This window comes from Azospirillum endophyticum (assembly GCF_016595245.1).
Classification (GTDB): Bacteria; Pseudomonadota; Alphaproteobacteria; order Azospirillales; family Azospirillaceae; genus Azospirillum; species Azospirillum endophyticum.
In genome coordinates, this window is sequence record NZ_JAENHM010000070.1 from 55,443 (window position 1) to 78,284 (window position 22,842).

The window sequence follows — 22,842 nt, forward strand, 5'->3', positions numbered from 1 at the left end:
CTCACCCTCCCCACGCCTTCGGCGCGGGTCCCCTCCCTCTCCCGGGGCGGGAGAGGGCGCTCTCTCACGGCACCCGCTTCTTCTCCAGCTTGCGCGCCAGGGTGCGGCGGTGCATGCCGAGCCGCCGCGCGGTCTCGGAGATGTTGAAGTTCGTCTCCACCAGCGTCTCGTGGATGCGCTCCCATTCCAGGTTCTTGATCGAGGTGCTGCGGGCGGTCGGCGCGATGGAGGTGTCGCCTTCGGTGCGCTCGAAGGCCGCCTCGATGTCGTCGGTGTTGGACGGCTTCGCCAGATAATGGCAGGCACCCAGTTTGATCGCCTCCACCGCGGTGGCGATGCTGGCGAAGCCGGTCAGCACGACGATGCGGGTCTCCTCGTCGGCCTCGTGCAACTCCTTGACGCATTCGAGGCCCGACCCGGTGGCGAGCTTCAGGTCGATCACCGCATAGTCGGGGTCCACCGTCTGCAGAAGCTCGCGCATCTCTTCCAGCCCGGCACAGGCGTGGACTTCGTAGCCGCGGCGTTCGAAGGAGCGGCGCAGCGCCCGGGCGAAGGACGCGTCGTCCTCGACGATCAGCAGGGTGCGGAGGACCTCCTCGTCCAGCTCAGTCGTCTCCATCGGCACCTCCCGGCGACAGGGCGGACAGCGGCAGGGTCAGCGTCACGGTGGCGCCGCCGCCGGCGCGGTTCTTGGCCGAAACGGCGCCGCCCAGCTTGCGCAGCACATTGACCACCAGGAACAGGCCGAGTCCGCTGCCCGGGCGCCCCTTGGTGGACCGGTAGGGCTTGCCCAGCTCCTCCAGGATCGCGGGATCGAAGCCGGGGCCGCGGTCGTTGACCGCCACCACCAGATTGTCGCCCTGGCGGAGTGCGGCGACGCCGATCCAGTGCGGCGACGCTTCCAGCGCATTGTCGAGCACGTTGAACAGCACCTGCTTCAGGGCGAGGTCGGCGATCATCCGTTCCTGCGGGCCGACGGTGTTGTCGTAGTCGAAGCGGCCGGGGGAGCGGCTGGACAGCCAGTCCTCCACCAGGCCGTCGAGGAACCCCTTCACCGTGGTGCGCACCGTTCCCTCGCCGCGCGCCTCGCCCGACGACATCAGGATGCCCGACACGATCGCCTTGCAGCGGTCGATCTGGTTCTGCATCTCCGCCATCTCGTCGGCCAGATCGGGGTCGGACATCAGCGACGGCATGCGGCGCCAGTCGTTGAGGATCACCGACAGGGTGGCGAGCGGCGTCCCCAACTCATGCGCCGCGCCCGACGCCAGCAGCCCCATGCGGACGATGTGCGCCTCTTCCATGGAGCGCTGGCGCAGCTCCGCCAGATAGGCGTCGCGGGCGCGCAGGTTGCGGTTGATCTGGGTGAGGAAGGGGACCAGCAGGCTCGCCGCCAGCACGAAGCAGATGAACATGCCCTGGATGTGCAGATTGAACAGCTCGCCTTCGAAGGCGTGGGGCAGGGGAAGCGGCTGGTGGGTGCCGATCAGCCAGGTGAAGCCGGCGGTCGCCACCAGCACCAGTGCCCAGGCCGACCAGGCCTCCAGCAGCACGGCCCCCAGCGCCACCTGAAGAAGGTACAGCGAGATGAAGGGGTTCGAGGCGCCGCCGCTGAGATAGAGCTGCAGGGTCAGCGCCCAGACGTCGATCAGCAGCTCCAGGAAAAGCTGGGTGTTGGAAATGTCGGCGCTGCGCCGGATCTGGATCAGGCTGGCGATGTTCAGCGCGATCAGCACGAAGATCACCGCCGCCATCGGCAGCAGCGGCAGCCGGATGCCCATCTGCAGATGGACGATCAGGATCGTCACGATCTGTCCGACGACGGCGAGCCAACGCAGCTGGACGAGCAGGAACAGGTTTTTGCGGTCGGTGGTGTCGCGCACGAAAGATGTCCTGTTCCTCACCCGGTTCATCAGCCCACCGACTTATATAGAGAGTCGACGGCGGCAGGGGAGTTTTAGGAGCGCCTGCCTCAAGTGCGCCGGCCTCAGATATGTCTGCGCCGCATCTCGCTGCGGATGACGAACAGGACGGCGCCGACCAGCATCAGGTCCAGCGCGAACCAGGTCAGCGCATAGCCGAGATGGCTGTTGGGGAAACTGACCACCGTCAGCCCGCCGACCGGCCAGCCGCCGGGACTGCGGGTGCCGTCGGCGTCTATGAAGTAGGGGGCGGCATCCTTGAGACCCGCCGCGGTGGCGATGGCGGCGACGTCGCGGGAATACCAGCGGCCGGCGGCCGGGTCGTTGCTGCGCAGGAACCCGCCCTTCGGCTCGGTGAGGCGCAGAAGTCCGGCGACGGTGACCTCGCCTTGGGGCTGCCCCTCGGCGCGGCTTGCGGGATCGCGCTTTTCCGGCGGCACGAAGCCGCGGTTGACCAGGACGGTGAAGCCGCGGTCGGTGACCAGCGGCGTCATCACCCAGAAGCCGCCGCCCAGGTCGCTGACCGCTTGGACGAGCGTTTCACGGTCGTTCATGAGGCGGCCGGTGACGGCGACCCGCCGGTATTCGTCCGACGCGGCGGTCACCGACGGCCAGGCTTCCGGACCCGGGGCGGGCACCGGAGAGGCGTGGATGCGGGCGTCCACCCGCTCGATCAGGTCGAGCTTCCACACCCGGCGTTCGAGCTGCCAGATGCCGAGGGCGGTCAGGCCGGCGATGCCGGCCAGCGCCAGAAGGCCGAAGAGGGCCAGCGCCCAGACCGGGCGGGCCCTCGTCCTTGTGCCGCCCGCTTTGGGGGCGGACGGCAGTCCGGTCACGGCATCTTGCTCATGTCCGGGGTCATGCCGGGCATCATGTTGTGGTTCATGTGGTACATCACCCACAGCGAGCCTGAGAACATGATGACGACGACGACGATCGTGAAGATCATCGCCAGCATCGACCAGCCGCCTTCGGCGCGGCCGTTCATGTGGAGGAAATAGACCATGTGGACGATGATCTGGACCACGGCCAGCGCCAGGATGACGACCGTGGTGGTCGTGTTGTCCAGCGTGCCGTTCATCACCAGCCAGAACGGAATGACCGTCAGGATCACCGACAGGACGAAGCCGATCATATAGCTGCCGAAGGTGCCGTGGGCGCCCGCCGGGTGGCCGTGGTCGTCATGACCATGGTCGTGGCCGTGATCGACGTGGTGGTCGCCGTGCGCGTGGGTGCTCATCGCAGCGCTCCCATCAGGTAGACGTAGGTGAAGACGCCGATCCAGATGACGTCCAGGAAGTGCCAGAACATGCTGAGGCACATCAGGCGCCGGCGGTTGGCCGGGATCAGGCCGCGGCGGGCGACCTGGACCATCAGCGTCACCAGCCACACGCTGCCGAAGGTGACGTGCAGCCCGTGGGTGCCGACCAGCGTGAAGAAGGCCGACAGGAAGGCGCTGCGCCAGGGGCCGGCGCCCTCATGGATCAGGTGGGCGAACTCGTACAGCTCGATGCCGAGGAAGGCGAGGCCGAACAGCAGCGTGATCGCCAGCCAGCCCTGGGTCTGGGCGGTGCGGCCCTTCTCCATCGCCAGCATGGCGAAGCCGTAGGTGATGGAGGACAGCAGCAGCATGGAGGTGTTCAGCGCCACCAGCGGCAGGTCGAACAGCTCCTTCGCCGTCGGGCCGCCGGCATAGCTGGCGCCGAGCACGCCGTAGGTCGCGAACAGCACCGCAAAGATGAGGCAGTCGCTCATCAGGTAGATCCAGAAGCCGAGCGCGGTGCTGGCGGCTTCGTGGGCGTGCTCGTCCCTCACATAGAAGACGGGCGGGGTGGCGTCGCGCGGGGTGTCGTGCCCCGCGTGGCTTCCATGCATGGCTTCAACGGTCGTCGTCATGCTTTACACCTGTCCGGAGAGCAGACGGGTCCGCTCGCTCTCGGTCCGCACCACCTCATCCACCGGGATGTGGAAGTCGCGGTTGTAGTTGAAGGTATGGCCGATGGCGACAACCAGCAGGCCGATGAAGCTCACCGCCGCCAGCCACCAGATGTGCCAGATCATCGCGAAGCCGAGCACCGTGCTGATGCCGGCCAGGATGATGCCGGCGCCGGTGTTGCTCGGCATGTGGATCGGGCGGAAGCCCTCCAGCGGCCGGGCATAGCCGCGCTTCTTCATGTCCCACCAGGCATCGTTGTCATGGATGACCGGGGTGAAGGCGAAGTTGTAGCCCGGAGGCGGCGAGGAGGTCGCCCATTCCAGGGTGCGGCCTTCCCACGGGTCGCCGGTGACGTCGACCAACTGGTTGCGCTTCAGGACGCTGACGGCGATCTGGATCAGGAAGGAGCCGATGCCGAGCGCGATCAGGACGGCGCCGAAGGCGGCGATCTGGAACCAGATCTGCAGCGACGGATCCTCGAACACGCGCAGGCGGCGGGTGACGCCCATCAGGCCCAGGACGTAGAGCGGCATGAAGGCGAAGTAGAAGCCGATCACCCAGAACCAGAAGGACATCTTGCCCCAGAACGGATCCAGGCGGAAGCCGAAGGCCTTGGGCCACCAGTAGTAGATGCCGGCGAACAGGCCGAACAGCACGCCGCCGATGATGACGTTGTGGAAGTGGGCGATCAGGAACAGGCTGTTGTGCAGGACGAAGTCGGCCGGCGGCACGGCCAGCAGCACGCCGGTCATGCCGCCGATGACGAAGGTCAGCATGAAGGCGATCGTCCACATCATCGGCAGTTCGAACCGGATGCGGCCGCGGTACATGGTGAACAGCCAGTTGAAGATCTTCGCACCCGTCGGGATCGAGATGATCATCGTCGTGATGCCGAAGAACGAGTTCACGCTGGCGCCGGACCCCATGGTGAAGAAGTGGTGCAGCCACACCAGGTAGGACAGGATGGTGATGACGACGGTCGCGTAGACCATCGAGGTGTAGCCGAACAGCTTCTTGCCGGTGAAGGTGGAGGTCACTTCCGAGAAGATGCCGAAGCACGGCAGGATCAGGATGTAGACTTCCGGATGGCCCCAGATCCAGATCAGGTTCACGTACATCATGGGGTTGCCGCCCATGTCGCTCGTGAAGAAGTGGGTGCCGACATAGCGGTCCAGCGACAGCAGGACCAGCACGGCGGTCAGGATCGGGAAGGAGGCGACGATCAGGACGTTGGTGCAGAGCGAGGTCCAGGTGAAGACCGGCATCTTCATCATGGTCATGCCCGGCGCGCGCATCTTGATGATCGTGCAGATCAGGTTGATGCCCGACAGCGTCGTTCCGACGCCCGCCACCTGCAAGGCCCAGATGTAATAGTCGACGCCGACGTCCGGGCTGGCCTCCAGCCCCGACAGCGGCGGATAGGCCAGCCAGCCGGTACGGGCGAATTCGCCGACGAACAGCGAGGCCATGATCAGCACGGCGCCGCCGACGGTCATCCAGAAGCTGAAATTGTTCAGGAACGGGAAGGACACGTCGCGGGCGCCGATCTGCAGCGGCACGACATAGTTCATCAGCCCCGTCACCAGCGGCATGGCGACGAAGAAGATCATGATCACGCCGTGGGCGGTGAAGACCTGATCGAAGTGGTGCGAGTTGAGGTAGCCCTCGCTGCCGTTGAAGGCGATGGCCTGCTGGGCGCGCATCATGATGGCGTCGGCGAAGCCGCGCAGCAGCATGATCAACCCCAGGATCATGTACATGATGCCGATGCGCTTGTGGTCGACGGTGGTGAACCACTCCGTCCACAGATAGCCCCACAGCTTGAAATAGCTGAGGGCGGCGACCAGCGCGATGCCGCCGAGCAGCACCGCGAAGAAGGTCGCGACGACGATCGGCTCGTGATAGGGGAAGGACTCCAGGCTGAGGCGCCCGAAGAGGAAGGTCGTCAGTGTCTCAAGCATGCCGGTGTGCCCAATCAGGGATTGGCCAGCCGCTGCGGCCCGGCCTGGACGGCGGACGCGCTGATCGGCGTGACGGTGGGGCGCTGCACGGCGCCCGAGTTTGCGGCGGCGTCAACCGCCTCGGCGACGGTGCACAGGCCGGTCGGCTGCGTGTCCGGGAACCCGGCCAGCGTGTTGGCCCGCAGGATGGCATCGGCCGCGGCCTTGCCGCCGGCGTTCAGCCCGCCCGCCCGGTCGATGGCGGCCATGTCGCTCATGCACATGGTGCCGGGACGCACGCACAGGTTCACCACGGCGTTGAACAGCTTCGGATCGACGGTGCCGTAATGCTGGACCGGAACGGCCTCGCTCGGCTTCTCCAGCGTCAGGTAGGCGTTGCGGTCGAGCGAGCCGCCGGACGACTTCACCTTGGACACCCAGCCGTCGAAATCCTGGTTCGACAGGCCGAGGAAGTTGAAGCGCATGTGCGAGAAGCCGGCGCCGCTGTAGTTGGACGAGAAGCCCTTGTAGGTCCCCGGCTCGTTGATCACGGCATGGAGCTTCGTCTCCATGCCCGGCATGGTGTAGATCATGCCGGCCAGCGCCGGAACGTAGAAGGCGTTCATCACCGACGAGGCGGTCAGGCTGAAGCGGATCTGCCGGTCGACCGGCGCCGCCATCTCGTTCACCGACGCGATGCCGTATTCCGGATAGACGAACAGCCATTTCCAGTCGAGCGCCACCACCTGGACCTCCAGCGGCTTGGCGCCGGCGGGAAGCGGCTTGTCCGACGCGATGCGGTCGAGCGGCCGGTAGGGATCGAGCTTGTGGGTGGTGACCCAGGTGATGGCACCCAGGCAGATGATGATCAGCAGCGGGGCGGCCCAGATCACCAGTTCCAGCTGCGTCGAATGGTCCCAGTCCGGTTCGTAGCGGGCCGTGTTATTGGACTGACGGTAACGCCAGGCGAACAGCACGGTAAGCGCCATGACCGGGACGATGATCAGAAGCATCAGCAGGGTGGAGATGACCACAAGGTCACCCTGCTGGCTTGCAACGTCGCCGGCCGGGTTCAGCACGACCAGGTTGCAGCCACTCAACGCTGCCATCACTGGCAGCAGGGCGATTGCGCGATAACGGCTCAAGGCAGGACCTGTATGCAAGGTTTGCTTTGGGGAGACAGCTAGCGACAATGGCCTAGCCACGACATTGGACAATTTGTCCAATGCCTCACTCCTGCGCGCTTGACAGATCACCGACTGTTGCGGTGACATATTGTATGATCTGCGGATCATCGCAAGCGAAATAACGCAGCCGGAGCCGATATGACGACTTCATCGATTGCGGCCGTTGAACGGGATGCGAGGCTGGTGAACGCGCGGCATCACGGGATCAATCCCGGAGAGATTGCCATCGGCGTGATCATCGGCCGGACCTCCGAGTTTTTCGACTTCTTCGTTTACGCCATCGCTTCCGTGATCGTCTTCCCGAAGCTGGTGTTCCCCTATGTCGATCCGCTGACCGGGACCCTCTGGTCCTTCGCCATCTTCGCGCTGGCCTTCGTCGCGCGACCGATCGGCACCTTCATCTTCATGGCCATCGACGAGAGTTACGGGCGCAGCGCCAAGCTGACCATCGCCCTGTTCCTGCTGGGCATCTCCACGGTGGCGCTGGCCTTCCTGCCGGGCTACGAGGCGATCGGCGTCGCCGCCGCATGGCTGCTGGCGCTGTCGCGCATCGGGCAGGGCGTGGCGCTGGGCGGCACCTGGGACGGGCTGGCTTCGCTGCTGGCGATGAACGCGCCGGAAAACCGGCGCGGCTGGTACGCGATGATCCCGCAGCTGGGCGCGCCCATCGGCCTCGTGGTGGCGAGCGGCCTGTTCGCCTACATGGTCAACAGCCTGTCGGCCGAGGATTTCTTCGCCTGGGGCTGGCGCTATCCCTTCTTCGTCGCCTTCGCCATCAATGTGGTGGCCCTGTTCTCCCGCCTGCGCCTGGTGCAGACGCCGGAATTCGAACGCCTGTTCGTGAACCGCGAGCTGCAGCCCGCCCCCGTCGTCGAGACGCTGCAGGTGGAAGGCAAGCGCGTGGTGATCGGCGCCTTCGCCCCGCTGGCGAGCTTCGCCCTGTTCCACATGGTCACCGTCTTCCCGCTGTCCTGGATCTTCCTGAACGCGAATCAGGAGACCGGGGTCTTCCTGGTGATCGAGGTGATCGCCGCCGCCTTCGGCATCCTGGCCATCGTCGCCTCGGGCTACATCGCCGACCGGGTCGGGCGGCGGACTCTGCTCGGCACCTGCGCCGCGGCGATCGCGGTGTTCAGCGGCTTCGCCCCGATGCTGCTCGACGGCGGCAAGATCGGCGAGCTGGTGTTCATGGTGCTGGGCTTCGTCATCCTCGGCCTGTCCTTCGGCCAGTCGTCGGGCTCGGTGGCGTCCGGCTTCAGCCAGCAATACCGCTACACCGGCTCGGCGATGACCTCCGATCTGGCCTGGCTGTTCGGCGCCGGCTTTGCGCCCTTCGTGGCCTTGTTCCTATCCAGCCATTTCGGGCTGATCGCGTCCGGCCTCTACCTGCTGTCGGGTGCGGTCTGCACGCTGGTGGCTTTGAAGATCAACAAGACGCTGTCGTCCTGACGGTGTGGATGACCAGCGCGCGACGGATTGCGCAAGTACTTCACGGTGGAATCTCCCTCTCCCCCCGGGGAGAGGGTCGGGGTGAGGGGGATGCACTGCGTGGCTATCCCGAGAATCCTCGCCGCGCTCCCCCCTCACCCTAACCCTCTCCCCNCCGCGCTCCCCCCTCACCCTAACCCTCTCCCCGTTTTCGGCGGACCGGAGGTCCGCCTGTCGCGTCAGCGCAAACGAAGTTTGCGCGAGAGCGGTGGAGAGGGGATCCTTGCCGGTATCAGGGACTACTGCCTGATCGAAGCGCGTTGACGGTCAATCGCCCAGCTGGCCAGGAGTGGATGAGGCCGGCTGCGCGCAGTTCCGGCAGGACGCCGCCGACCTCCTCCGCCGACAGCCCGGTCGCCTCGACCAGGGCGGGACAGGTCTGCGGTCCACTCCTCAACGCCGCCAGAACGGCGGCGCCCGGTGTGCCGGGTGCCGTTAGCGACTCGGCCGGGCGCGGTGGAGTCCGGCCGCGGGCGGCGGCGATCATGACCGCGAGTGCGCGCAACTGCCCGAGTCGATGCAAGTCTTCGCCGCCAGGATCGTCGCGCAGGCTCAGTGCCGTGTGGCAGCGGGCGGCAACCCGTGCGAGGGCGGCAAGATCATCCCTTCGGTTCGCCACCGTCGCGGCCACCGCCTCCTGCGCCAGAGTCTCCAACTCGGCATCCGCGACCGTCCAGTCCTGCCGGCCGATGGCGTCGAGCAAGTCGTCGCCCACTCTTTGAAAGGCCGAGTCGAGCGTGCTCATTCCCCTTCCTCCGGTTCGGGATCGGGCAGGGCGGGCCAGTCGCCCGGCGTCCAGCGGGCGCAGACATGGCCGGGCGCCGGGTCGGACAGCGGCAGCGTCAGGCAGGCGACGTGCGGGGCGCCGGCCTCGCTCGCCCGCGGCTGGAACATCAGGGCCACGCCGCACGCCTCGATCACGCTGTCCTCTTCGCCATTGGTGCGGCAATAGCGGTTGAAGCGATGCGACAGCGCCATGCTGTTGGCGACGATCACCCGGCAATAGCCGGCGCGCGAGGACTCGGCCCCCTCCTTCGCCTGCCAACGTTCGGCGGTCAGCCCGCTGTCCATCACCGGCGTGACCAGCCAGTCGACCATCATGCCCGAGGCGATCCAGGCGCTGGGCTGCGTCCGCCCGAGATCCTCGCAGATGGCGACGGCGAGCCGGCCAAGGTCGGGCAGCTCGAACAGGGTGAAACGATCGCCGGTCTCGATGTCCTCGCGCGCGCAGTCCAGCAGCCGGCCGTTGCGGTCGCGCAGGTCGTAGGACCGGCACTGGTCGCTGTCGAGGTCCCAGCAATGCAGCTTGGTCTGGCCGGCGATCACGGCGCCGCGGCGGTCGAGCAGAAGCGCCCGGTTGCGCGGCCGTCCGCCCTCCTGCGCCTCCTCCTTCACCCCGACCAGGGCGTAGCGGATCGGGCCGTCCACCGCCTGGGCGCGCATCGCCTCCCGGATCGCGGCCAGCGTGTCGGCCTGGACGGAAACCTCCGGAAACAGCACGAAATTGGCGCCCTGCTGCGCCAGCCCGGCGATGGCGTCGGCGGCGCGGCGGCTGAAATCACGCGGGGCGGGGTCGTACCAATCCTCGCCGTCGCGGCGGAACTGGCGGATGGCTAGGTCGTCTTCCGCTTCCGCCAGGGGAACGACGCCGATGACGGGCGTCCAGGCGGGATCGCTCGGATCCTGATCGGACACCGCGACGATGCGCCGGTACTCCACGGCGATGCGGCGCTCCTGGTCGCCCTCGCGCTCGGCCCCGATGGTCAGGGTTGGCGGCACGACGAGCAAATTCGCGAAGAGGTCGACGGGATCGAACGCGTCGTGATCTGCCCCCGGCGGTGCTGTCTCGCGGATGTTCATGGCGCGGGCGAGCAGACCCGGCCGCAGGATCAGCTGCCCGTCCTTGGGATCGGCATTGAAGCACCCGTCACGATTCAGCCGACGCCTTGCTTCAAGCCGTTCGGCCGGCAACCGTTCGGCCGGCAACTCTGGGGCAAGTGGGTCGTCGGCCCGGACATCGTAGCGCGAGGTCAGCGGCGCGAACCACGCGTCGACGGCCTGCGCCGCCGCCAGGGACCGGCCGAGGTCGGAGCCGGCCCATTCCTCCAGCGTGCGGACGCTCCTGCGCAGGCGGTCCGCCGCCTCCTCGGCCAGCCGGCCGGCACCGGCGTGGTCCGCTTCCAGCCCCTGGGCCAGGATGCGGACCTCGTCGCGGTGCTCCTCCAGCCGGCGCCACAGCCGCATGAACAGGTCGGCCGGGTGCATGGTGGTCAGGAGGTGGCCGTCTGGTTCTGGGCTATTTGGTTCTGGGCCGTCTGGCTTTGCGCCGGCTGGAACCGCAGGATCTTCGGCGTCCGCATGTCCTCGCCGATGGGCGCGTCGCTGGCAGCACCCCGCATGGCCGAGACGGGGCGGGGGAAGCCGCTGCGGTCGCTGTAGTCCGGCACCGGCAGGCTGCGGTAATAGGCCTCCTCCTGATGCAGCTTCTGGACGCAGACGATGTCCAGCGCCGTCGCCGCCATCACCGCGCCGAAGGCGATTCCGGCATTGCCGGCGCGCGGATTGTTCTCCATCCCGGCGGCCAGGGTTGCCATGTCGACGGCGTCGCCGGCGATGCGGCTCCAGATCCAGGGCTTGGGATCGCCCAGCGCCAGCAGGCCGACGCCGGCGGTGATCTCCCGCACGCCATAGGCGCGGATCAGGTTGGTCTTGTCCTCCATCCCCATCCAGCGGGCGATGGTCCGACCGGCCATCAGCTCGGCGACGCCGAGCCCGACGCTGAACCAGCCGAGCCCGCGGGCGAGATTGTCTCCGGTCGAGGAGCGGTTGTAATAGGCCATGACGTCACCTTCAGGGCTTGAGGACCACCTTGATGCAGCCGTCCCGCTTGTCGCGGAAGGTCTTGTACATCTCGGGTCCCTGATCGAGCGGAACGGTGTGGGTGATGACGAAGGACGGGTCGATCTGTCCTTCCTGGATGCGGTTCAGCAGGTCGTCGGTCCAGCGGTTGACGTGGGTCTGGCCCATGCGCCAAGTCAGGCCCTTGTTCATCGCCATGCCGAAGGGCATCTTGTCGATCAGCCCGCCATAGACGCCGGGGATCGACAGCGTGCCGGCGGGGCGGCAGACATAGATCATCTCGCGCAGCACATGGGCGCGGTCCGATTCCAGCATCAGCGCCTGCTTGGCCCGGTCCATCATGCTGTCGATGGTGGCGGTGGCGTGCGCCTCCATGCCGACGGCGTCGATGCATTTCTCCGGACCCTTGCCGCCGGTCAGCTCGTTCAGCCGCTCGACGACGCTCTCCTCCTCGAAATTTATGGTGATGGCGCCGCCGGCCTTCGCCATCGCCAGCCGTTCCGGCACGCGGTCGATGGCGATGACCTGCTTGGCGCCGAGCAGGATGGCGCTGCGGATCGTCATCTGCCCGACCGGACCGCAGCCCCAGATCGCCACGGTGTCGGTCGGCTGGATGTCGCACTGGGCGGCGGCCTGCCAGCCGGTGGGGAAGATGTCGCCGAGGAACAGCACCTGCTCGTCGGTCAGTCCGCCGGGGATCTTGATGTGGGTGCGGTCGGCCATCGGCACCCGCACATATTCGGCCTGGCCGCCGGCATAGCCGCCGGTCAGGTGGGTGTAGCCGAACAGCCCGGCGGTGGTGTGGCCGAAGACCTTGTCGGCCAGCGCCTTGTTGCGGTTGGAACGCTCGCAGACCGAATAGTTGCCGCGCTTGCACTGGTCGCAGTCGCCGCACCAGATGGTGAAGGGAACCACCACCCGCTCGCCGATCTTCAGCGCGCTTTTGGCCTCGGCACCCACCTCCATCACCTCGCCCATGAATTCATGACCGACGATGTCGCCCTTCTCCATGCCCGGCATGAAATTGTCGTGCAGGTGGAGGTCGGAGCCGCAGATGGCGCAGGTCGTCACCTTGACGATGGCGTCGCGCGGATGCTCGATCTTCGGATCCGGGACCGTGTCGCAACGGATGTCGTTGGCGCCGTGCCAGACCAGTGCTCTCATGAAATCTTCCCCCCTCGGCTCGCTTGGGATCGCCCTTATGGTCGTCTGGGGGGCAACAGGGGCGGCAGCCGGTGCGTTCCGCCGCCGGCCGCCGCCTTACCTTTAGGGGAAAGTCAGAGGATCAGTGCCTTCTCGCGGGCGACGCCGCCGGACATGATGGCGGTCTGGCCGTCGTCCAGGCTGTTGCGCAGGGCGGGGAAGTCGATCTCCTCCTCCTGGCGGATATGGCCGTCGACGATGCGCTTCAGGTCCAGTGCGACGGCGAGCCAGCGCGGATCGTCCTTCGGCGTCTGTTCCAGGGTGAAGAGGTGCATCTTCATCTCAGCATGCTCGCCGTAGAGGTGCTTGGCATCCTCCTCCTTGCGGGCCTCCTCGTGCAGCAGCGGATAGACGACGTCCTCCTCCGCCATCGCATGGGCGGCCAGCCGGCGCTTCAGCCGCAGCAGCAGCTGGGTGCGGCGGCCGGGCGCGTCCATCGGTGTCTGCACCATCTCGACCAGCAGCGCCTGGATGTGGCGATGGTCGTCGATCAGCGCGTCGATGCCGTCGCGGCCGGCGGCATAGCGGGCGGTGCCGGCGAGCTGCGCCACCACTGGCGGCAGCAGCCTGCTCGCCACCAGCGCCAGCGCCGCCCCGCCCGCCATCATCGCCAGCCCGCGCGGCGACAGCCAGCCGGTGTTTTCCTGATGCGGATAGCCTGCTCCCGAGTAACGTGCCATGGCGGGGCTCCTTCCTACCTGTTGGGTCATCTGGCTCCCCAACAGGCGTGCGAGCCCCGGCGTTCCGGGCGGCTGCCAAGGCGGTGGCGGCGGCGGTCAGGCCGCGGGCAGGGGCGGGGCGGAAGGATGCCGTGCCGTCCGCGGCGCGTCCGCGGTGGTCACCAGCAGGTGGAGCAGCATCAGGGCGGTGAAGAACAAGTAGGATTGCAGGAAATTATAGGGAGTGCCGGCAAGCTCGTTCAGCGGATGGAAGAAGTCGTTGCTCAGGATCGCGAAGCCGATGCCCAGCAGCAGCAGCTTGCCGAGGCCGCGCCTCCGGTCCAGGGCGGCACGGTCGATCAGGACGAACAGCAGATAGGCGCAGACGGGCAGCAACACGCCGTAATGCGGGATCCAAGCGATCGGCGTGCCGATGGTGAAGCAGGTACCGGCCACCAGGAAGGATGCGATGGGTTGCCGCCGGTCGCTCCCTTCGCCCCCCTTGCCGACGGCCCCGTTTCCGACCCGCCACAGCAGGCCGAACAGGATGAACAGGAGGCCGGAGACGAGCGTCGCGACATGGACCAGCGGATTGTAGGCGGGAAAGGCGCTGCCCCGCCATTCGCCTTCGCCGTTGGCGGTCAACACCAGATTGGGGCCGTTCTGGAGCAGGCGGTGCAGAAGCCCGTTCAAGGTCTGGTTGGCATAATAGCTTTCGCCATGCTGGCCGAGGAAGGACAGCACGTCGAGGTAATGCAACGATGCGCCGAAGCCGTAGAGGGCGCTGGCGGCGGCGAAGCCGGGAATCACCACCGCCGCCCAGCCGATGGCGAACCGCCATTCCCGGCGCAGGAGCGCCCAGATCAGGAAGAGCGACATCTGCGGCTTGATCAGCGTCGATGCGCCGAGCATGGCGCCGGCGAGCGCCCGCTGGTCGCGCAGGTAGAACAAGGTGGCGAAGACGAAGGCGGCGTTCAGCCACACCTGCATCTGGCCGACGGCGAAGGCTTTGACGATCGGGAAGAAGCACAGCGTCGCCACCGCGCCGAGTGCCGCGAGCATCCACCGGCTGCCCCCGTTGCGCACGGCTTGGTCGAAGCCCGTGCGTTCCGCCAGGTCGCGCATGAGCAGCGCCATGCCGCCCGCGGTGGCGACGACCATCAGCAGGTTGATCAGGGCGTAAATGCGCAGATGGAGCAGGCCGACCGCCGACAACGCCTCCATCACCAGCAGCGAGGTCAGCGGATATTGGAACTTCACATGCTTGGTGAAGAAGATGGCGTCGTAGACGTCGCCTTGCCCATGGTCGTGCAGCCAAGTGAAGGCCGTCATCATGGGTTCCCAGGAATCGAGCGGAAGGCGTTCCGGCGACCGGCCCAGGATCAGCAGCAGGACGTCCCAGACCGTGGTGTCGAGCCCGGCATCCAGATAGGGTCTGAGAACGACGCCGAGCAGAGTATCGGCACTCAGAACGAACAGGAACGCGACGGACAGCGTCCAGGCGGCGAAGCGGTGATTGCCGATGATGCCGGCCGCTCCACCGCCGCCGTCACCCGAGGGCCCTTCCAGGGCCCTTTCCGCCACGCCTGCGAATTCCTCCGATTTCATCGGCGCCCACTCCCTGGCAGTATTCCCGGCTTCAAGCGCCGGCAAGTTCGCGAAACTATGCCAGAGCACCGCGGATGAGGAATGTGCCCCACCCGGTCCGGATCGGAGTAATGCCATTAAACGCCGGGCACCCGCAGCGGTAGCAACCTGCTCCGCTGCGGGCGGTGTCGGCGCGTTCGGGGAAAGGAAGCCGGTTGCGGGGAGGGCGGCGGGGCCGGTCAGCCCGGCTTCCCCGCTTCCCGGTTGCGCGGCCGCTTGCCGGCATCCTCCTTCGGCGTCGGCGGGGCGGCGTGCTGGTCGGGCAGGTCGCGGTGCTGGCCGGTGCCCTCGCCGATGGTGACGGTGGTCGACGGTCCGCCGCCGACGGTGTGGGGCAGGTCGTCGGCTCTGCCGGTTCCGACTCCCATGCCCTGGCCGGCACGGCCGGGGGTGAGCGGACCGCCGCCCTGGGCGCCCGGATTGGGGCTGTCGGCATTGGAGACGTGGCGCTCCCGATCCTGATGCTTCTCGTCCTTGTCCATCTGGTCCTCCCGGATTTCGCTTGTCCTTCGGCCAACATGCCGTTCCGGCGGGAGTTCCGGCACTTGTCCGACGGGCAGGGGCCGGAACGGCCATCCGGCATCGCGGTTTTCAGTCGGCGGCGACCCCGGTAACCGGTCGTCGCCGATCACGGAGGCACCATGACGGCACAACGCCCGCCCACCTATGCGCCGCCCCAGGCCCCCGGCCTCAGCGCGGTGCTGGAGCGCAACATCCAGGCCCTGCAAGCCCGCCGCAAAAGGCAGGAGGTGGAGGCCACGCTGCAGGACCGCATCGCCGACGCGATCACCCGCTTCACCGGCAGCATGCGCTTCGTCTACCTGCATCTGGTGCTGTTCGGCGGCTGGATCCTGATCAATCTGGGCTGGATCCCGATGGTCAAGCCATGGGATCCGTCCTTCGTCGTGCTGGCGATGATCGCCTCGGTGGAGGCGATCTTCCTCTCCACCTTCGTCCTCATCAGCCAGAACCGGATGGCCGCGGTGTCGGACAAGCGCGCCGACCTGGATTTGCAGATCAGCCTGCTGGCCGAGCATGAAGTGACGAAGCTGGTCACCCTGGTCTCCTCCATCGCCGACCATCTCGGGGTGAAGACGGAGATCGACGCCGAACTGGACGTCATCCGGCAGGACGTCGCCCCCGATGCCGTGCTGGACAAGATCGAAGCGTCCCAGGTGCAGAAAGGAACGGAGTGAATCGCCGCCTTGAACCGGCTCCCCGGCAACCCGTCGTTGCCGAACGCATGGAAGTTATGCGTTTGGGGAATCCCTCGGTTCTGCTTGGATTATTGTTCTGGGGCCGAAGAATACTCTAAGGTCACGCTACCCCCAATTCGGGCTGGCGCAGACGCCGCCTCGACGGAAACCAGCTTCAGAGACCAGCTTCAGGCCCCGGTGACCCGACGGTGATGGCGTCCTCTCACATAATCGTCGGTGGCGCCACCTGGTTCTACCTGTCGAGCCGTTACGGGATGACCTTCGACGCGGTCGCCTTCGGGGCGGCGATTCTGGGCGCGCTGGCTCCGGACATCGACCATCCGAAATCCACGCTGGGACAGATGGTGAAGCCGCTGTCCACCGCGATCTCCGGCATCTTCGGGCATCGCGGCGTCACCCACTCGGCGCTGGCCATCGCCGGTTGCCTGTGGGTTCTGCATGAACATGCCGCCTATCAGCACCTGCTGATCCCCTTCATCGTCGGCTATCTCACCCATCTGGCCGGCGATATGCTGACCCCGGCCGGCCTGCCCCTGCTGTGGCCGATCAAGCGGCGCCGCAACTTCGCGCTGCCGATCCTGAAGACCGGCGGTTTTTCCGAACAGCTGGCGGTGACGCTGATGGCGGGCTGGATGATTTCCGGCCTGTTCTCCGGCGGCTGGCCGGAATTTCCGCTGCAACGGCCCTGGCGGTCGGTCGTCGCCGCGGCGCAGACCTACCTGGGGGAGGGCGGCGTGGAGAAGGCTGCCCCTCCGGTTCCCGTGCGCAAGCCGCCGGAAGTCAGCCGGCCGAAGCCGCTGAAGGGCTGAAGCGCGGCCGTCCGGGTTCTCCGCCGCCTGTCCCGTCGAAACCACGAAAGCAAGCCGCTGTATCCAGATGGATCATCGGCAAAAAGCCGCCATGTCCGACTTTCGTTCGGAAAAACCGGACGGTTCGGCATCACGTTCTCAAAAACCGCCCAAATGTTCTGGATTTTCGCCGATCGGCTCGTTGTTTATTCGATATGAACGGCAATAATCAGAATTTTAGTCGGCAAAATGGCGAAATTACCAGTTGGAAAGGACTCTGGAAAATCGGTTAGCCTGACAGGCATCGGACCGGCCTCCTCAGCCCGCCGGTCAGGCGCCGTTCCTGCCCTCCGACCAGAGCCAGCCACGCCATGAACCAGATGATCGACCCGAGCGTCGCCCCCGCCACCGAGCCGTCCTTGTCCAACGCGGCGACCGGCGGGACCGGTCCTTTCGCCGCCTTCGCCCCCGTCCTTCGTCCGGCCAGCCCGCTGCGCCAGGCGATCACCGCCGCCTATCGCCGGCCGGAACCGGACTGCGTGGCTTGGCTGGTGGAGCAGGCGACGCTGCCGGCAGAGGTGACCGCGGCGGCGGCCGGTACCGCCCGCACGCTGATCGCGGCGCTGCGCGCCAAGCCGCAGGGGCGCGGGGTGGAGGGGTTGATCCACGAATACAGCCTGTCGAGCCAGGAGGGCGTGGCGCTGATGTGCCTGGCGGAGGCGCTGCTGCGCATTCCCGACCGCGCCACCCGCGATGCGCTGATCCGCGACAAGATCGCCGGCGGCGACTGGCGCGCCCATCTCGGCAACAGCCCGTCGCTGTTTGTCAACGCCGCGACCTGGGGGCTGCTGGTCACCGGCAAGGTCACCGGTGTGCTGGGCGGCACCGGCTTCGGCGGCGAACAGGCGCTGTCCTCGGCGCTGACCAAGCTGATCCTGCGCGGCGGCGAGCCGCTGATCCGCCGCGGCGTCGATTTCGCCATGCGGATGATGGGCGAGCAGTTCGTCACCGGCCAGACCATCGACGAGGCGCTGTCCAACAGCCGCAAGATGGAGGCGGAGGGCTTCCGCTATTCCTACGACATGCTGGGAGAGGCGGCGACCACCGCCGCCGACGCCGACCGCTACTACGCCGACTACGAGACGGCGATCCACGCCATCGGCAAGGCGTCGGCCGGGCGCGGCATCTATGACGGTCCCGGCATCTCGATCAAGCTGTCGGCCCTGCATCCGCGCTATTCCCGCGCCCAAGCGGACCGCGTGATGGCGGAGCTGCTGCCGCGCGTCACCGAGCTGGCCCGGCTGGCCCGCCGCTACGGCATCGGCCTGAACATCGACGCCGAGGAGGCCGACCGGCTGGAGCTGTCGCTCGACCTGCTGGAATCGCTGTGCTTCGACCCGGATCTGACGGGCTGGGACGGCATCGGCTTCGTCGTCCAGGCCTATGGCAAGCGCTGCCCCTACGTCATCGACTTCGTCGTCGACCTCGCCCGGCGCAGCGGCCACCGGCTGATGGTCCGGCTGGTCAAGGGCGCCTACTGGGACAGCGAGATCAAGCGGGCCCAGGTCGACGGGCTGGAGGATTTTCCGGTCTACACCCGCAAGCTGCACACCGACGTCTCCTATGTCGCCTGCGCCCGCCGGCTGCTGGGTGCCCCCGACGCGGTGTTCCCGCAATTCGCCACCCACAACGCCCAGACTCTGGCGACCATCTACGAGATGGCCGCCCATCTGAACGGCGCGTTCAAGGTCGGCCAGTACGAGTTCCAGTGCCTGCACGGCATGGGCGAGCCGCTCTACAAGGAGGTGGTCGGTCCGCTCAAGCGGCCCTGCCGCGTCTACGCCCCGGTCGGCACGCATGAGACGCTGCTGGCCTATCTGGTCCGCCGCCTGCTGGAGAACGGCGCCAACAGCTCCTTCGTCAACCGCATCGCCGACAAGAGCGTGTCGATCGACGATCTGGTCGCCGATCCGGTGGAGCAGGCTCGCGCCGCCCTGCCGGTGGGCGAAAAGAACCCGCTGATCGCCCTGCCCAAGGATCTCTACGGCGCGGAGCGGGCGAACTCGGCCGGCCTCGACCTGTCGAACGAGACGGTCCTGGCCGAGCTGTCCGGCGCGCTGCGCGCCAGCGCCACCGTCGCCTGGACCGCCGCCCCGCTGCTGGCGGATGGCGAACGTCCCGGTAAGGCTCAGCCGGTTCTGAACCCGGCCGACCACCGCGACCTCGTCGGCCATTGCGTCGAGGCCCGGCCGGCCGACATCGCCGACGCCTTCCTGTTCGCCGGGGCCGCCGCTCCGGTCTGGGCGGCGACCCCGCCGGCCGAGCGTGCCGCCTGCCTGTTCCGCGCCGCCGACGCCATGCAGGCGCGCCTGCCGACCCTGCTGGGCCTGATCATCCGCGAGGCGGGGAAGTCGACCACCAACGCCATCGCCGAGGTGCGCGAGGCCATCGACTTCCTGCGCTATTACGGCGCGCGGGTCCGGGACGGCTTCGCCAACGACAGCCATCTTCCGCTGGGGCCGGTGGTCTGCATCAGCCCGTGGAACTTCCCGCTCGCCATCTTCTCGGGCCAGGTCGCCGCGGCGCTGGCCGCCGGCAACCCGGTCCTGGCCAAGCCGGCCGAGGAAACCCCGCTGATCGCGGCTGAGGCCGTGCGCATCCTCCATGAAGCGGGCGTGCCGGCCGGCGCGGTCCAGCTTCTGCCCGGCGCCGGCGAGGTCGGTGCGGCGTTGGTCGGCCATGAGGCCACGCGGGCGGTGATGTTCACCGGTTCGACCGAGGTGGCGCGGCTGATCCAGCGCCAGCTTGCCGGGCGCTTGGCGCCGGACGGGACGCCGATCCCGCTGATCGCCGAGACCGGCGGCCAGAACGCCATGATCGTCGACAGCTCGGCCTTGGCCGAGCAGGTGGTGGGCGACGTCGTCGCGTCGGCCTTCGACAGCGCCGGCCAGCGCTGCTCGGCCCTGCGCATCCTCTGCCTGCAGGAGGATGTCGCCGACCGCACGCTGACCATGCTGAAGGGGGCGATGCGCGAGCTGCGCATCGGCAGCCCCGACCGGCTGGCGGTGGATGTCGGCCCGGTCATCACCGCGGAGGCGCGCGACGGCATCGCCCGTCACATCGAGGCGATGCGCGCCAAGGGCTGCCGGATCGAGTCGCTGCCGCTGCCTGCCGAGACCGCCAACGGCACCTTCGTTGCGCCGACCATCATCGAGATCGGCAGCATCGCCGAGCTGGAGCGCGAGGTGTTCGGCCCGGTCCTGCATGTCCTGCGCTTCCGCCGCGACGATCTGGACCGGCTGGTCGACGCGATCAACGGCACCGGCTACGGCCTGACCTTCGGCCTGCACACCCGCATCGACGCCACCATCGACCGGGTGACCGGGCGGATCGAGGCCGGCAACCTGTATGTCAACCGCAACACCATCGGCGCGGTGGTCGGCGTCCAGCCCTTCGGCGGCCACGGCCTGTCCGGCACCGGCCCGAAGGCCGGCGGGCCGCTCTACCTGTCGCGCCTGTTGTCCGTCCGTCCGGCCCTGGAGCCGGGCATGCGCGGCGGCGATGCCGAGCGGGCGCCGGCCCGGGCGCTTGCCGACTGGCTGGCGGAGCAGGGCAAGGCGGAGATCGCCACCGAGGTCCGCACGCTGGCGAAGCGCTCTCCCGTCGGCGGCAGTGTCGAGCTGGCCGGCCCGGTCGGCGAGCTCAACGTCTACAGCCTGGTCCCGCGCGGCCGCATCCTGCTGCTGCCGCAGACGGAGGAGGGCTTGTACCGTCTGCTGGGTGCCGCGCTCGCCACCGGCAACGAGGTGGTGGTCGATGGCGACGGCGCCGTCACCGCCGGCCTGAAGGGGCTTCCGGCTGAGCTTGAGTCCCGTATCCGGGTGAGTGCGAACTGGCAGTCCTTCGGTGGCCTGGCCGGCGCGCTGGTGGAGGGCGACGCCGCGCGCCTGCTCGCCGCCAACCGCCGCATCGCCGAACTGCCCGGCCCGCTCGTCCTGACCCAGGGCGTGCCGGCCGGCGGCACGGGCGTGGAGATCGCCTGGCTGATGAACGAGCGTTCGGTCAGCACCAACACCACCGCCGCCGGCGGCAACGCCAGCCTGGTGGCGATGAGCTGAGAGCGGGAGGGGTGGAAATCCCCCTCTCCCCCCCGGGGAGAGGGTCGGGGTGAGGGGGATGCATCGCGTGGAAATAATGGGGAACGAAAACTGGGCGATTCTTGAAAATTATCCCCATGCGTCCCCCTCACCCTAACCCTCTCCCCGGGGGGGAGAGGGGATTTCAGCAAGCATTCGGCGCAGCCGGTCCGCCGTTTCGGCATCCGCCGGAAAGAACGCCTCGATCGCCAGTTCCGACAGGGTGACGTCCACCGCGGTCCCGAAGACGGTCGTCGTGCTGAACAGGCTCAGCAGGCCGGACGACGTGTGCAGGCGCAGCGGCACGACCACATCGGGATGATGCCCGGCCTCGCCGCCATCATCATCCGAAGCGCCGGGTGGCGCCGGGTAGTCCTGCAATTCGCGGTACAGCGCCGCCAGCACCGGATCGGCGCTCGCCTCGATCTGGCGGCTCAGGCGGGACAGCACATGTTCCCGCCACTGCGTCCAGTTGCCGATGCGGCCGGCCAGCCCGTCGGGATGCAGGCTGAGGCGCAGGACATTGACCGGCGGGCTCAGCAGCTCCGCCGAAACCCCCTGGAGCAGCGGCGCCACCGCCCGGTTCGCCGCCAGCAGCTGCCAATGCCGGTCCACGGCCAGGGCCGGGAACGGCTCATGCCCCGTCAGCACCAGATCCACCGCCTTGCGTGCCGCCTCCATCGCCGGGCTGTCCAAACCGTGCTCGCTGTAGACCGGCGCGAAGCCAGCGGCGACCAGCAGGGCGTTGCGCTCGCGCAGCGGCACGTCCAGCCGTTCGGCCAGATGGATCAGCATGGCGCGGCTGGGCTGCGACCGGCCGGTCTCCAGGAAGCTGACATGCCGGGACGAAATGTCCGCCTCGCAGGCGAGATCGAGCTGGCTGAGGCCGCGGCGCTGACGCCAGGACCGCAGCAGGGCGCCGACCGGCGGTCCGGCCGGAGTCCTGCCGTTGCGGGCCGTGGTCTGGGGAGTGCCAGGGGGCATGGGACTTGGCTCCGAACCGATATCGGCGACCATGCTTGCCGTCAGCTGCGGGCGAAGGCCAGCAGTTCCGCGTTGAAGCGCTCGCGGTGGGTGATGAACAGGCCGTGCGGCGCCCCTTCGTAGAGCGACAGCGCGGCGTTCGGCATCAGCGCCACCGTGCGCTCGGCAAGCGACAGCGGTGTGGTCACGTCGCGGTCGCCATGGACGACCAGGGTCGGCACGGCGATGGCCGGCAGCTCCGCCCGGAAGTCGGCCGCGGTGATGGCGCGGTTGCACTCCAGCAGGGCCAGCAGCGAGGATTGCAGCGCCATCGCAGTGATCCAGCCCTTCGTCTCCGCCGAGGTCTCCGCGGTCACGAAGGGATCGATGTTGTCGCCGAGCCATTTCGGGAAGTCGCGCAGCAATTGCTCCGTCCGGAAGGCCTCGAACAGCGCCGGATCGACGCCGTCAGGGTTGTCGTCGGTCCGCGCCATCAGCGGCGTGATGGTTCCCACCATCACCACGCCCTTGACCCGCCCGGAGCCGACCCGCCCGGCCCCGTGCCGGGTCAGGTAGCGGACGATCTCCCCGGTCGCCATCGAATGGCCGACCAGCGTCACGTCCTGCAAATCCAGGCCGTCCAGCAATGCGGCGATATCGTCGGCCAGCCGGTCGAAGCCGTAGCCGGACGGCGAGTCGTCCGACTTGCCGTGCCCGCGGCGGTCGAAGGCGATGCAGCGGCATCCCTGTTCGGACAGCGGCACCATCTGGTAGGCCCAGGCGTCGGAGGTCAGCGACCAGCTCGACACGAAGACGATGGGCCGGGCGCCCTCCCGGTTGCCCCAGTCGCGATAGAAGAGGCGCACCCCGTCGTCGGTGTGGATGAAGCCCATGATC

The 22,842-nt window shown here is 67.8% G+C and carries 20 protein-coding genes; 4 read left to right on the forward strand and 16 right to left on the reverse strand.

Annotated elements, in window-relative coordinates; translation table 11 throughout:
• Positions 1 to 64: 64 nt before the first annotated feature.
• From JHL17_RS26120 to cyoA, 7 genes are all read right to left on the reverse strand, one after another.
• Positions 65 to 619 (reverse strand): response regulator transcription factor, encoded by a 555-nt coding sequence (locus JHL17_RS26120; RefSeq protein WP_200197612.1) that lies wholly within the window; start codon positions 617 to 619, stop codon positions 65 to 67.
• The gene (locus JHL17_RS26125; RefSeq protein ID WP_345773882.1) at positions 606 to 1,883 is read right to left on the reverse strand and encodes an ATP-binding protein; all 1,278 of its coding nucleotides are present in this window, start codon (positions 1,881 to 1,883) and stop codon (positions 606 to 608) included. Before JHL17_RS26125 ends, JHL17_RS26120 begins: the two co-directional genes overlap by 14 nt.
• A 104-nt stretch (positions 1,884 to 1,987) precedes the next feature.
• On the reverse strand, positions 1,988 to 2,758 hold the full coding sequence (locus JHL17_RS26130) for an SURF1 family cytochrome oxidase biogenesis protein (protein WP_200197614.1): 771 nt from the start codon (positions 2,756 to 2,758) through the stop codon (positions 1,988 to 1,990).
• Positions 2,755 to 3,162: a cytochrome o ubiquinol oxidase subunit IV gene (gene cyoD, locus JHL17_RS26135; protein ID WP_200197615.1), complete on the reverse strand. Its 408-nt coding sequence runs from the start codon at positions 3,160 to 3,162 to the stop codon at positions 2,755 to 2,757. The genes JHL17_RS26130 and cyoD overlap by 4 nt, the downstream gene beginning before the upstream one ends.
• Positions 3,159 to 3,818: a cytochrome o ubiquinol oxidase subunit III gene (gene cyoC / locus JHL17_RS26140; RefSeq protein ID WP_425599652.1), complete on the reverse strand. Its 660-nt coding sequence runs from the start codon at positions 3,816 to 3,818 to the stop codon at positions 3,159 to 3,161. The genes cyoD and cyoC overlap by 4 nt, the downstream gene beginning before the upstream one ends.
• Before the next feature lie 3 nt (positions 3,819 to 3,821).
• Positions 3,822 to 5,819, reverse strand: a complete 1,998-nt coding sequence (cyoB, locus tag JHL17_RS26145) for a cytochrome o ubiquinol oxidase subunit I (protein ID WP_200197616.1) — start codon at positions 5,817 to 5,819, stop codon at positions 3,822 to 3,824.
• A 14-nt stretch (positions 5,820 to 5,833) separates the two neighbouring features.
• The gene (gene cyoA / locus JHL17_RS26150) at positions 5,834 to 6,943 is read right to left on the reverse strand and encodes a ubiquinol oxidase subunit II (RefSeq protein WP_247893833.1); all 1,110 of its coding nucleotides are present in this window, start codon (positions 6,941 to 6,943) and stop codon (positions 5,834 to 5,836) included.
• A 225-nt stretch (positions 6,944 to 7,168) separates the two neighbouring features.
• Here cyoA and JHL17_RS26155 point away from each other — a divergent pair, with 225 nt between their 5' ends.
• A complete protein-coding gene (locus JHL17_RS26155) occupies positions 7,169 to 8,434 on the forward strand; it encodes an MFS transporter (protein ID WP_425599653.1) in 1,266 nt (421 codons plus the stop codon).
• A 271-nt stretch (positions 8,435 to 8,705) separates the two neighbouring features.
• On the opposite strand, the gene JHL17_RS26160 is transcribed toward JHL17_RS26155, so the two are convergent.
• From JHL17_RS26160 to JHL17_RS26190, 7 genes are all read right to left on the reverse strand, one after another.
• Positions 8,706 to 9,218 (reverse strand): DprA-like winged helix domain-containing protein, encoded by a 513-nt coding sequence (locus JHL17_RS26160; RefSeq protein ID WP_200197618.1) that lies wholly within the window; start codon positions 9,216 to 9,218, stop codon positions 8,706 to 8,708.
• Positions 9,215 to 10,738, reverse strand: coding sequence for a nitrilase-related carbon-nitrogen hydrolase (locus JHL17_RS26165; RefSeq protein ID WP_200197619.1), 1,524 nt, complete (start codon positions 10,736 to 10,738; stop codon positions 9,215 to 9,217). The genes JHL17_RS26160 and JHL17_RS26165 overlap by 4 nt, the downstream gene beginning before the upstream one ends.
• A gap of 5 nt (positions 10,739 to 10,743) precedes the next feature.
• Positions 10,744 to 11,313, reverse strand: a complete 570-nt coding sequence (locus tag JHL17_RS26170) for a cyclase dehydrase (RefSeq protein ID WP_200197620.1) — start codon at positions 11,311 to 11,313, stop codon at positions 10,744 to 10,746.
• Between the two features lie 10 nt (positions 11,314 to 11,323).
• Positions 11,324 to 12,496, reverse strand: coding sequence for a zinc-dependent alcohol dehydrogenase (locus JHL17_RS26175; RefSeq protein ID WP_200197621.1), 1,173 nt, complete (start codon positions 12,494 to 12,496; stop codon positions 11,324 to 11,326).
• A 113-nt stretch (positions 12,497 to 12,609) separates the two neighbouring features.
• Positions 12,610 to 13,215 (reverse strand): hemerythrin domain-containing protein, encoded by a 606-nt coding sequence (locus JHL17_RS26180; RefSeq protein ID WP_200197622.1) that lies wholly within the window; start codon positions 13,213 to 13,215, stop codon positions 12,610 to 12,612.
• A gap of 96 nt (positions 13,216 to 13,311) precedes the next feature.
• On the reverse strand, positions 13,312 to 14,802 hold the full coding sequence (locus JHL17_RS26185) for a glycosyltransferase family 87 protein (RefSeq protein WP_200197623.1): 1,491 nt from the start codon (positions 14,800 to 14,802) through the stop codon (positions 13,312 to 13,314).
• A 218-nt stretch (positions 14,803 to 15,020) separates the two neighbouring features.
• Positions 15,021 to 15,323: a hypothetical protein gene (locus JHL17_RS26190; protein WP_200197624.1), complete on the reverse strand. Its 303-nt coding sequence runs from the start codon at positions 15,321 to 15,323 to the stop codon at positions 15,021 to 15,023.
• 159 nt (positions 15,324 to 15,482) lie between these two features.
• On the opposite strand from JHL17_RS26190, the gene JHL17_RS26195 reads away from it, so the two are divergent.
• The 3 genes from JHL17_RS26195 to putA all read left to right on the forward strand — a co-directional run bounded on the left by JHL17_RS26195 (position 15,483) and on the right by putA (position 20,964).
• Positions 15,483 to 16,037, forward strand: coding sequence for a DUF1003 domain-containing protein (locus tag JHL17_RS26195; protein ID WP_200197625.1), 555 nt, complete (start codon positions 15,483 to 15,485; stop codon positions 16,035 to 16,037).
• 212 nt (positions 16,038 to 16,249) lie between these two features.
• A complete protein-coding gene (locus JHL17_RS26200; RefSeq protein WP_200197626.1) occupies positions 16,250 to 16,867 on the forward strand; it encodes a metal-dependent hydrolase in 618 nt (205 codons plus the stop codon).
• A 350-nt stretch (positions 16,868 to 17,217) separates the two neighbouring features.
• Positions 17,218 to 20,964 carry a trifunctional transcriptional regulator/proline dehydrogenase/L-glutamate gamma-semialdehyde dehydrogenase gene (putA, locus tag JHL17_RS26205; RefSeq protein WP_200197627.1) on the forward strand — a complete coding sequence of 1,249 codons (3,747 nt, stop codon included), beginning with the start codon at positions 17,218 to 17,220 and terminating at the stop codon, positions 20,962 to 20,964.
• A gap of 132 nt (positions 20,965 to 21,096) precedes the next feature.
• Here the strand turns inward: putA and JHL17_RS26210 are convergent, their stop codons facing one another.
• Both JHL17_RS26210 and JHL17_RS26215 read right to left on the reverse strand, forming a co-directional pair.
• Positions 21,097 to 21,966 (reverse strand): helix-turn-helix domain-containing protein, encoded by an 870-nt coding sequence (locus tag JHL17_RS26210; RefSeq protein ID WP_200197628.1) that lies wholly within the window; start codon positions 21,964 to 21,966, stop codon positions 21,097 to 21,099.
• 41 nt (positions 21,967 to 22,007) lie between these two features.
• Complete coding sequence (locus JHL17_RS26215) at positions 22,008 to 22,838, reverse strand: alpha/beta fold hydrolase (protein ID WP_200197629.1); 831 nt, start codon at positions 22,836 to 22,838, stop codon at positions 22,008 to 22,010.
• Between the last annotated feature and the right edge of the window lie 4 nt (positions 22,839 to 22,842).

Bases quoted from the DNA above. Each gene is read 5' to 3' on its own strand.
- JHL17_RS26120 (WP_200197612.1), bottom strand. From the start codon at position 619: ATGGAGACGACTGAGCTGGACGAGGAGGTCCTCCGCACCCTGCTGATC.
- cyoD (WP_200197615.1), bottom strand. From the start codon at position 3,162: ATGAGCACCCACGCGCACGGCGACCACCACGTCGATCACGGCCACGAC.
- cyoC (WP_425599652.1), bottom strand. From the start codon at position 3,818: ATGACGACGACCGTTGAAGCCATGCATGGAAGCCACGCGGGGCACGAC.
- cyoB (WP_200197616.1), bottom strand. From the start codon at position 5,819: ATGCTTGAGACACTGACGACCTTCCTCTTCGGGCGCCTCAGCCTGGAG.
- JHL17_RS26160 (WP_200197618.1), bottom strand. From the start codon at position 9,218: ATGAGCACGCTCGACTCGGCCTTTCAAAGAGTGGGCGACGACTTGCTC.
- JHL17_RS26165 (WP_200197619.1), bottom strand. From the start codon at position 10,738: ATGCACCCGGCCGACCTGTTCATGCGGCTGTGGCGCCGGCTGGAGGAG.
- JHL17_RS26170 (WP_200197620.1), bottom strand. From the start codon at position 11,313: ATGGCCTATTACAACCGCTCCTCGACCGGAGACAATCTCGCCCGCGGG.
- JHL17_RS26175 (WP_200197621.1), bottom strand. From the start codon at position 12,496: ATGAGAGCACTGGTCTGGCACGGCGCCAACGACATCCGTTGCGACACG.
- JHL17_RS26180 (WP_200197622.1), bottom strand. From the start codon at position 13,215: ATGGCACGTTACTCGGGAGCAGGCTATCCGCATCAGGAAAACACCGGC.
- JHL17_RS26185 (WP_200197623.1), bottom strand. From the start codon at position 14,802: ATGAAATCGGAGGAATTCGCAGGCGTGGCGGAAAGGGCCCTGGAAGGG.
- JHL17_RS26190 (WP_200197624.1), bottom strand. From the start codon at position 15,323: ATGGACAAGGACGAGAAGCATCAGGATCGGGAGCGCCACGTCTCCAAT.
- JHL17_RS26195 (WP_200197625.1), top strand. From the start codon at position 15,483: ATGACGGCACAACGCCCGCCCACCTATGCGCCGCCCCAGGCCCCCGGC.
- JHL17_RS26200 (WP_200197626.1), top strand. From the start codon at position 16,250: ATGGCGTCCTCTCACATAATCGTCGGTGGCGCCACCTGGTTCTACCTG.
- putA (WP_200197627.1), top strand. From the start codon at position 17,218: ATGAACCAGATGATCGACCCGAGCGTCGCCCCCGCCACCGAGCCGTCC.
- JHL17_RS26210 (WP_200197628.1), bottom strand. From the start codon at position 21,966: ATGCCCCCTGGCACTCCCCAGACCACGGCCCGCAACGGCAGGACTCCG.
- JHL17_RS26215 (WP_200197629.1), bottom strand. From the start codon at position 22,838: ATGGGCTTCATCCACACCGACGACGGGGTGCGCCTCTTCTATCGCGAC.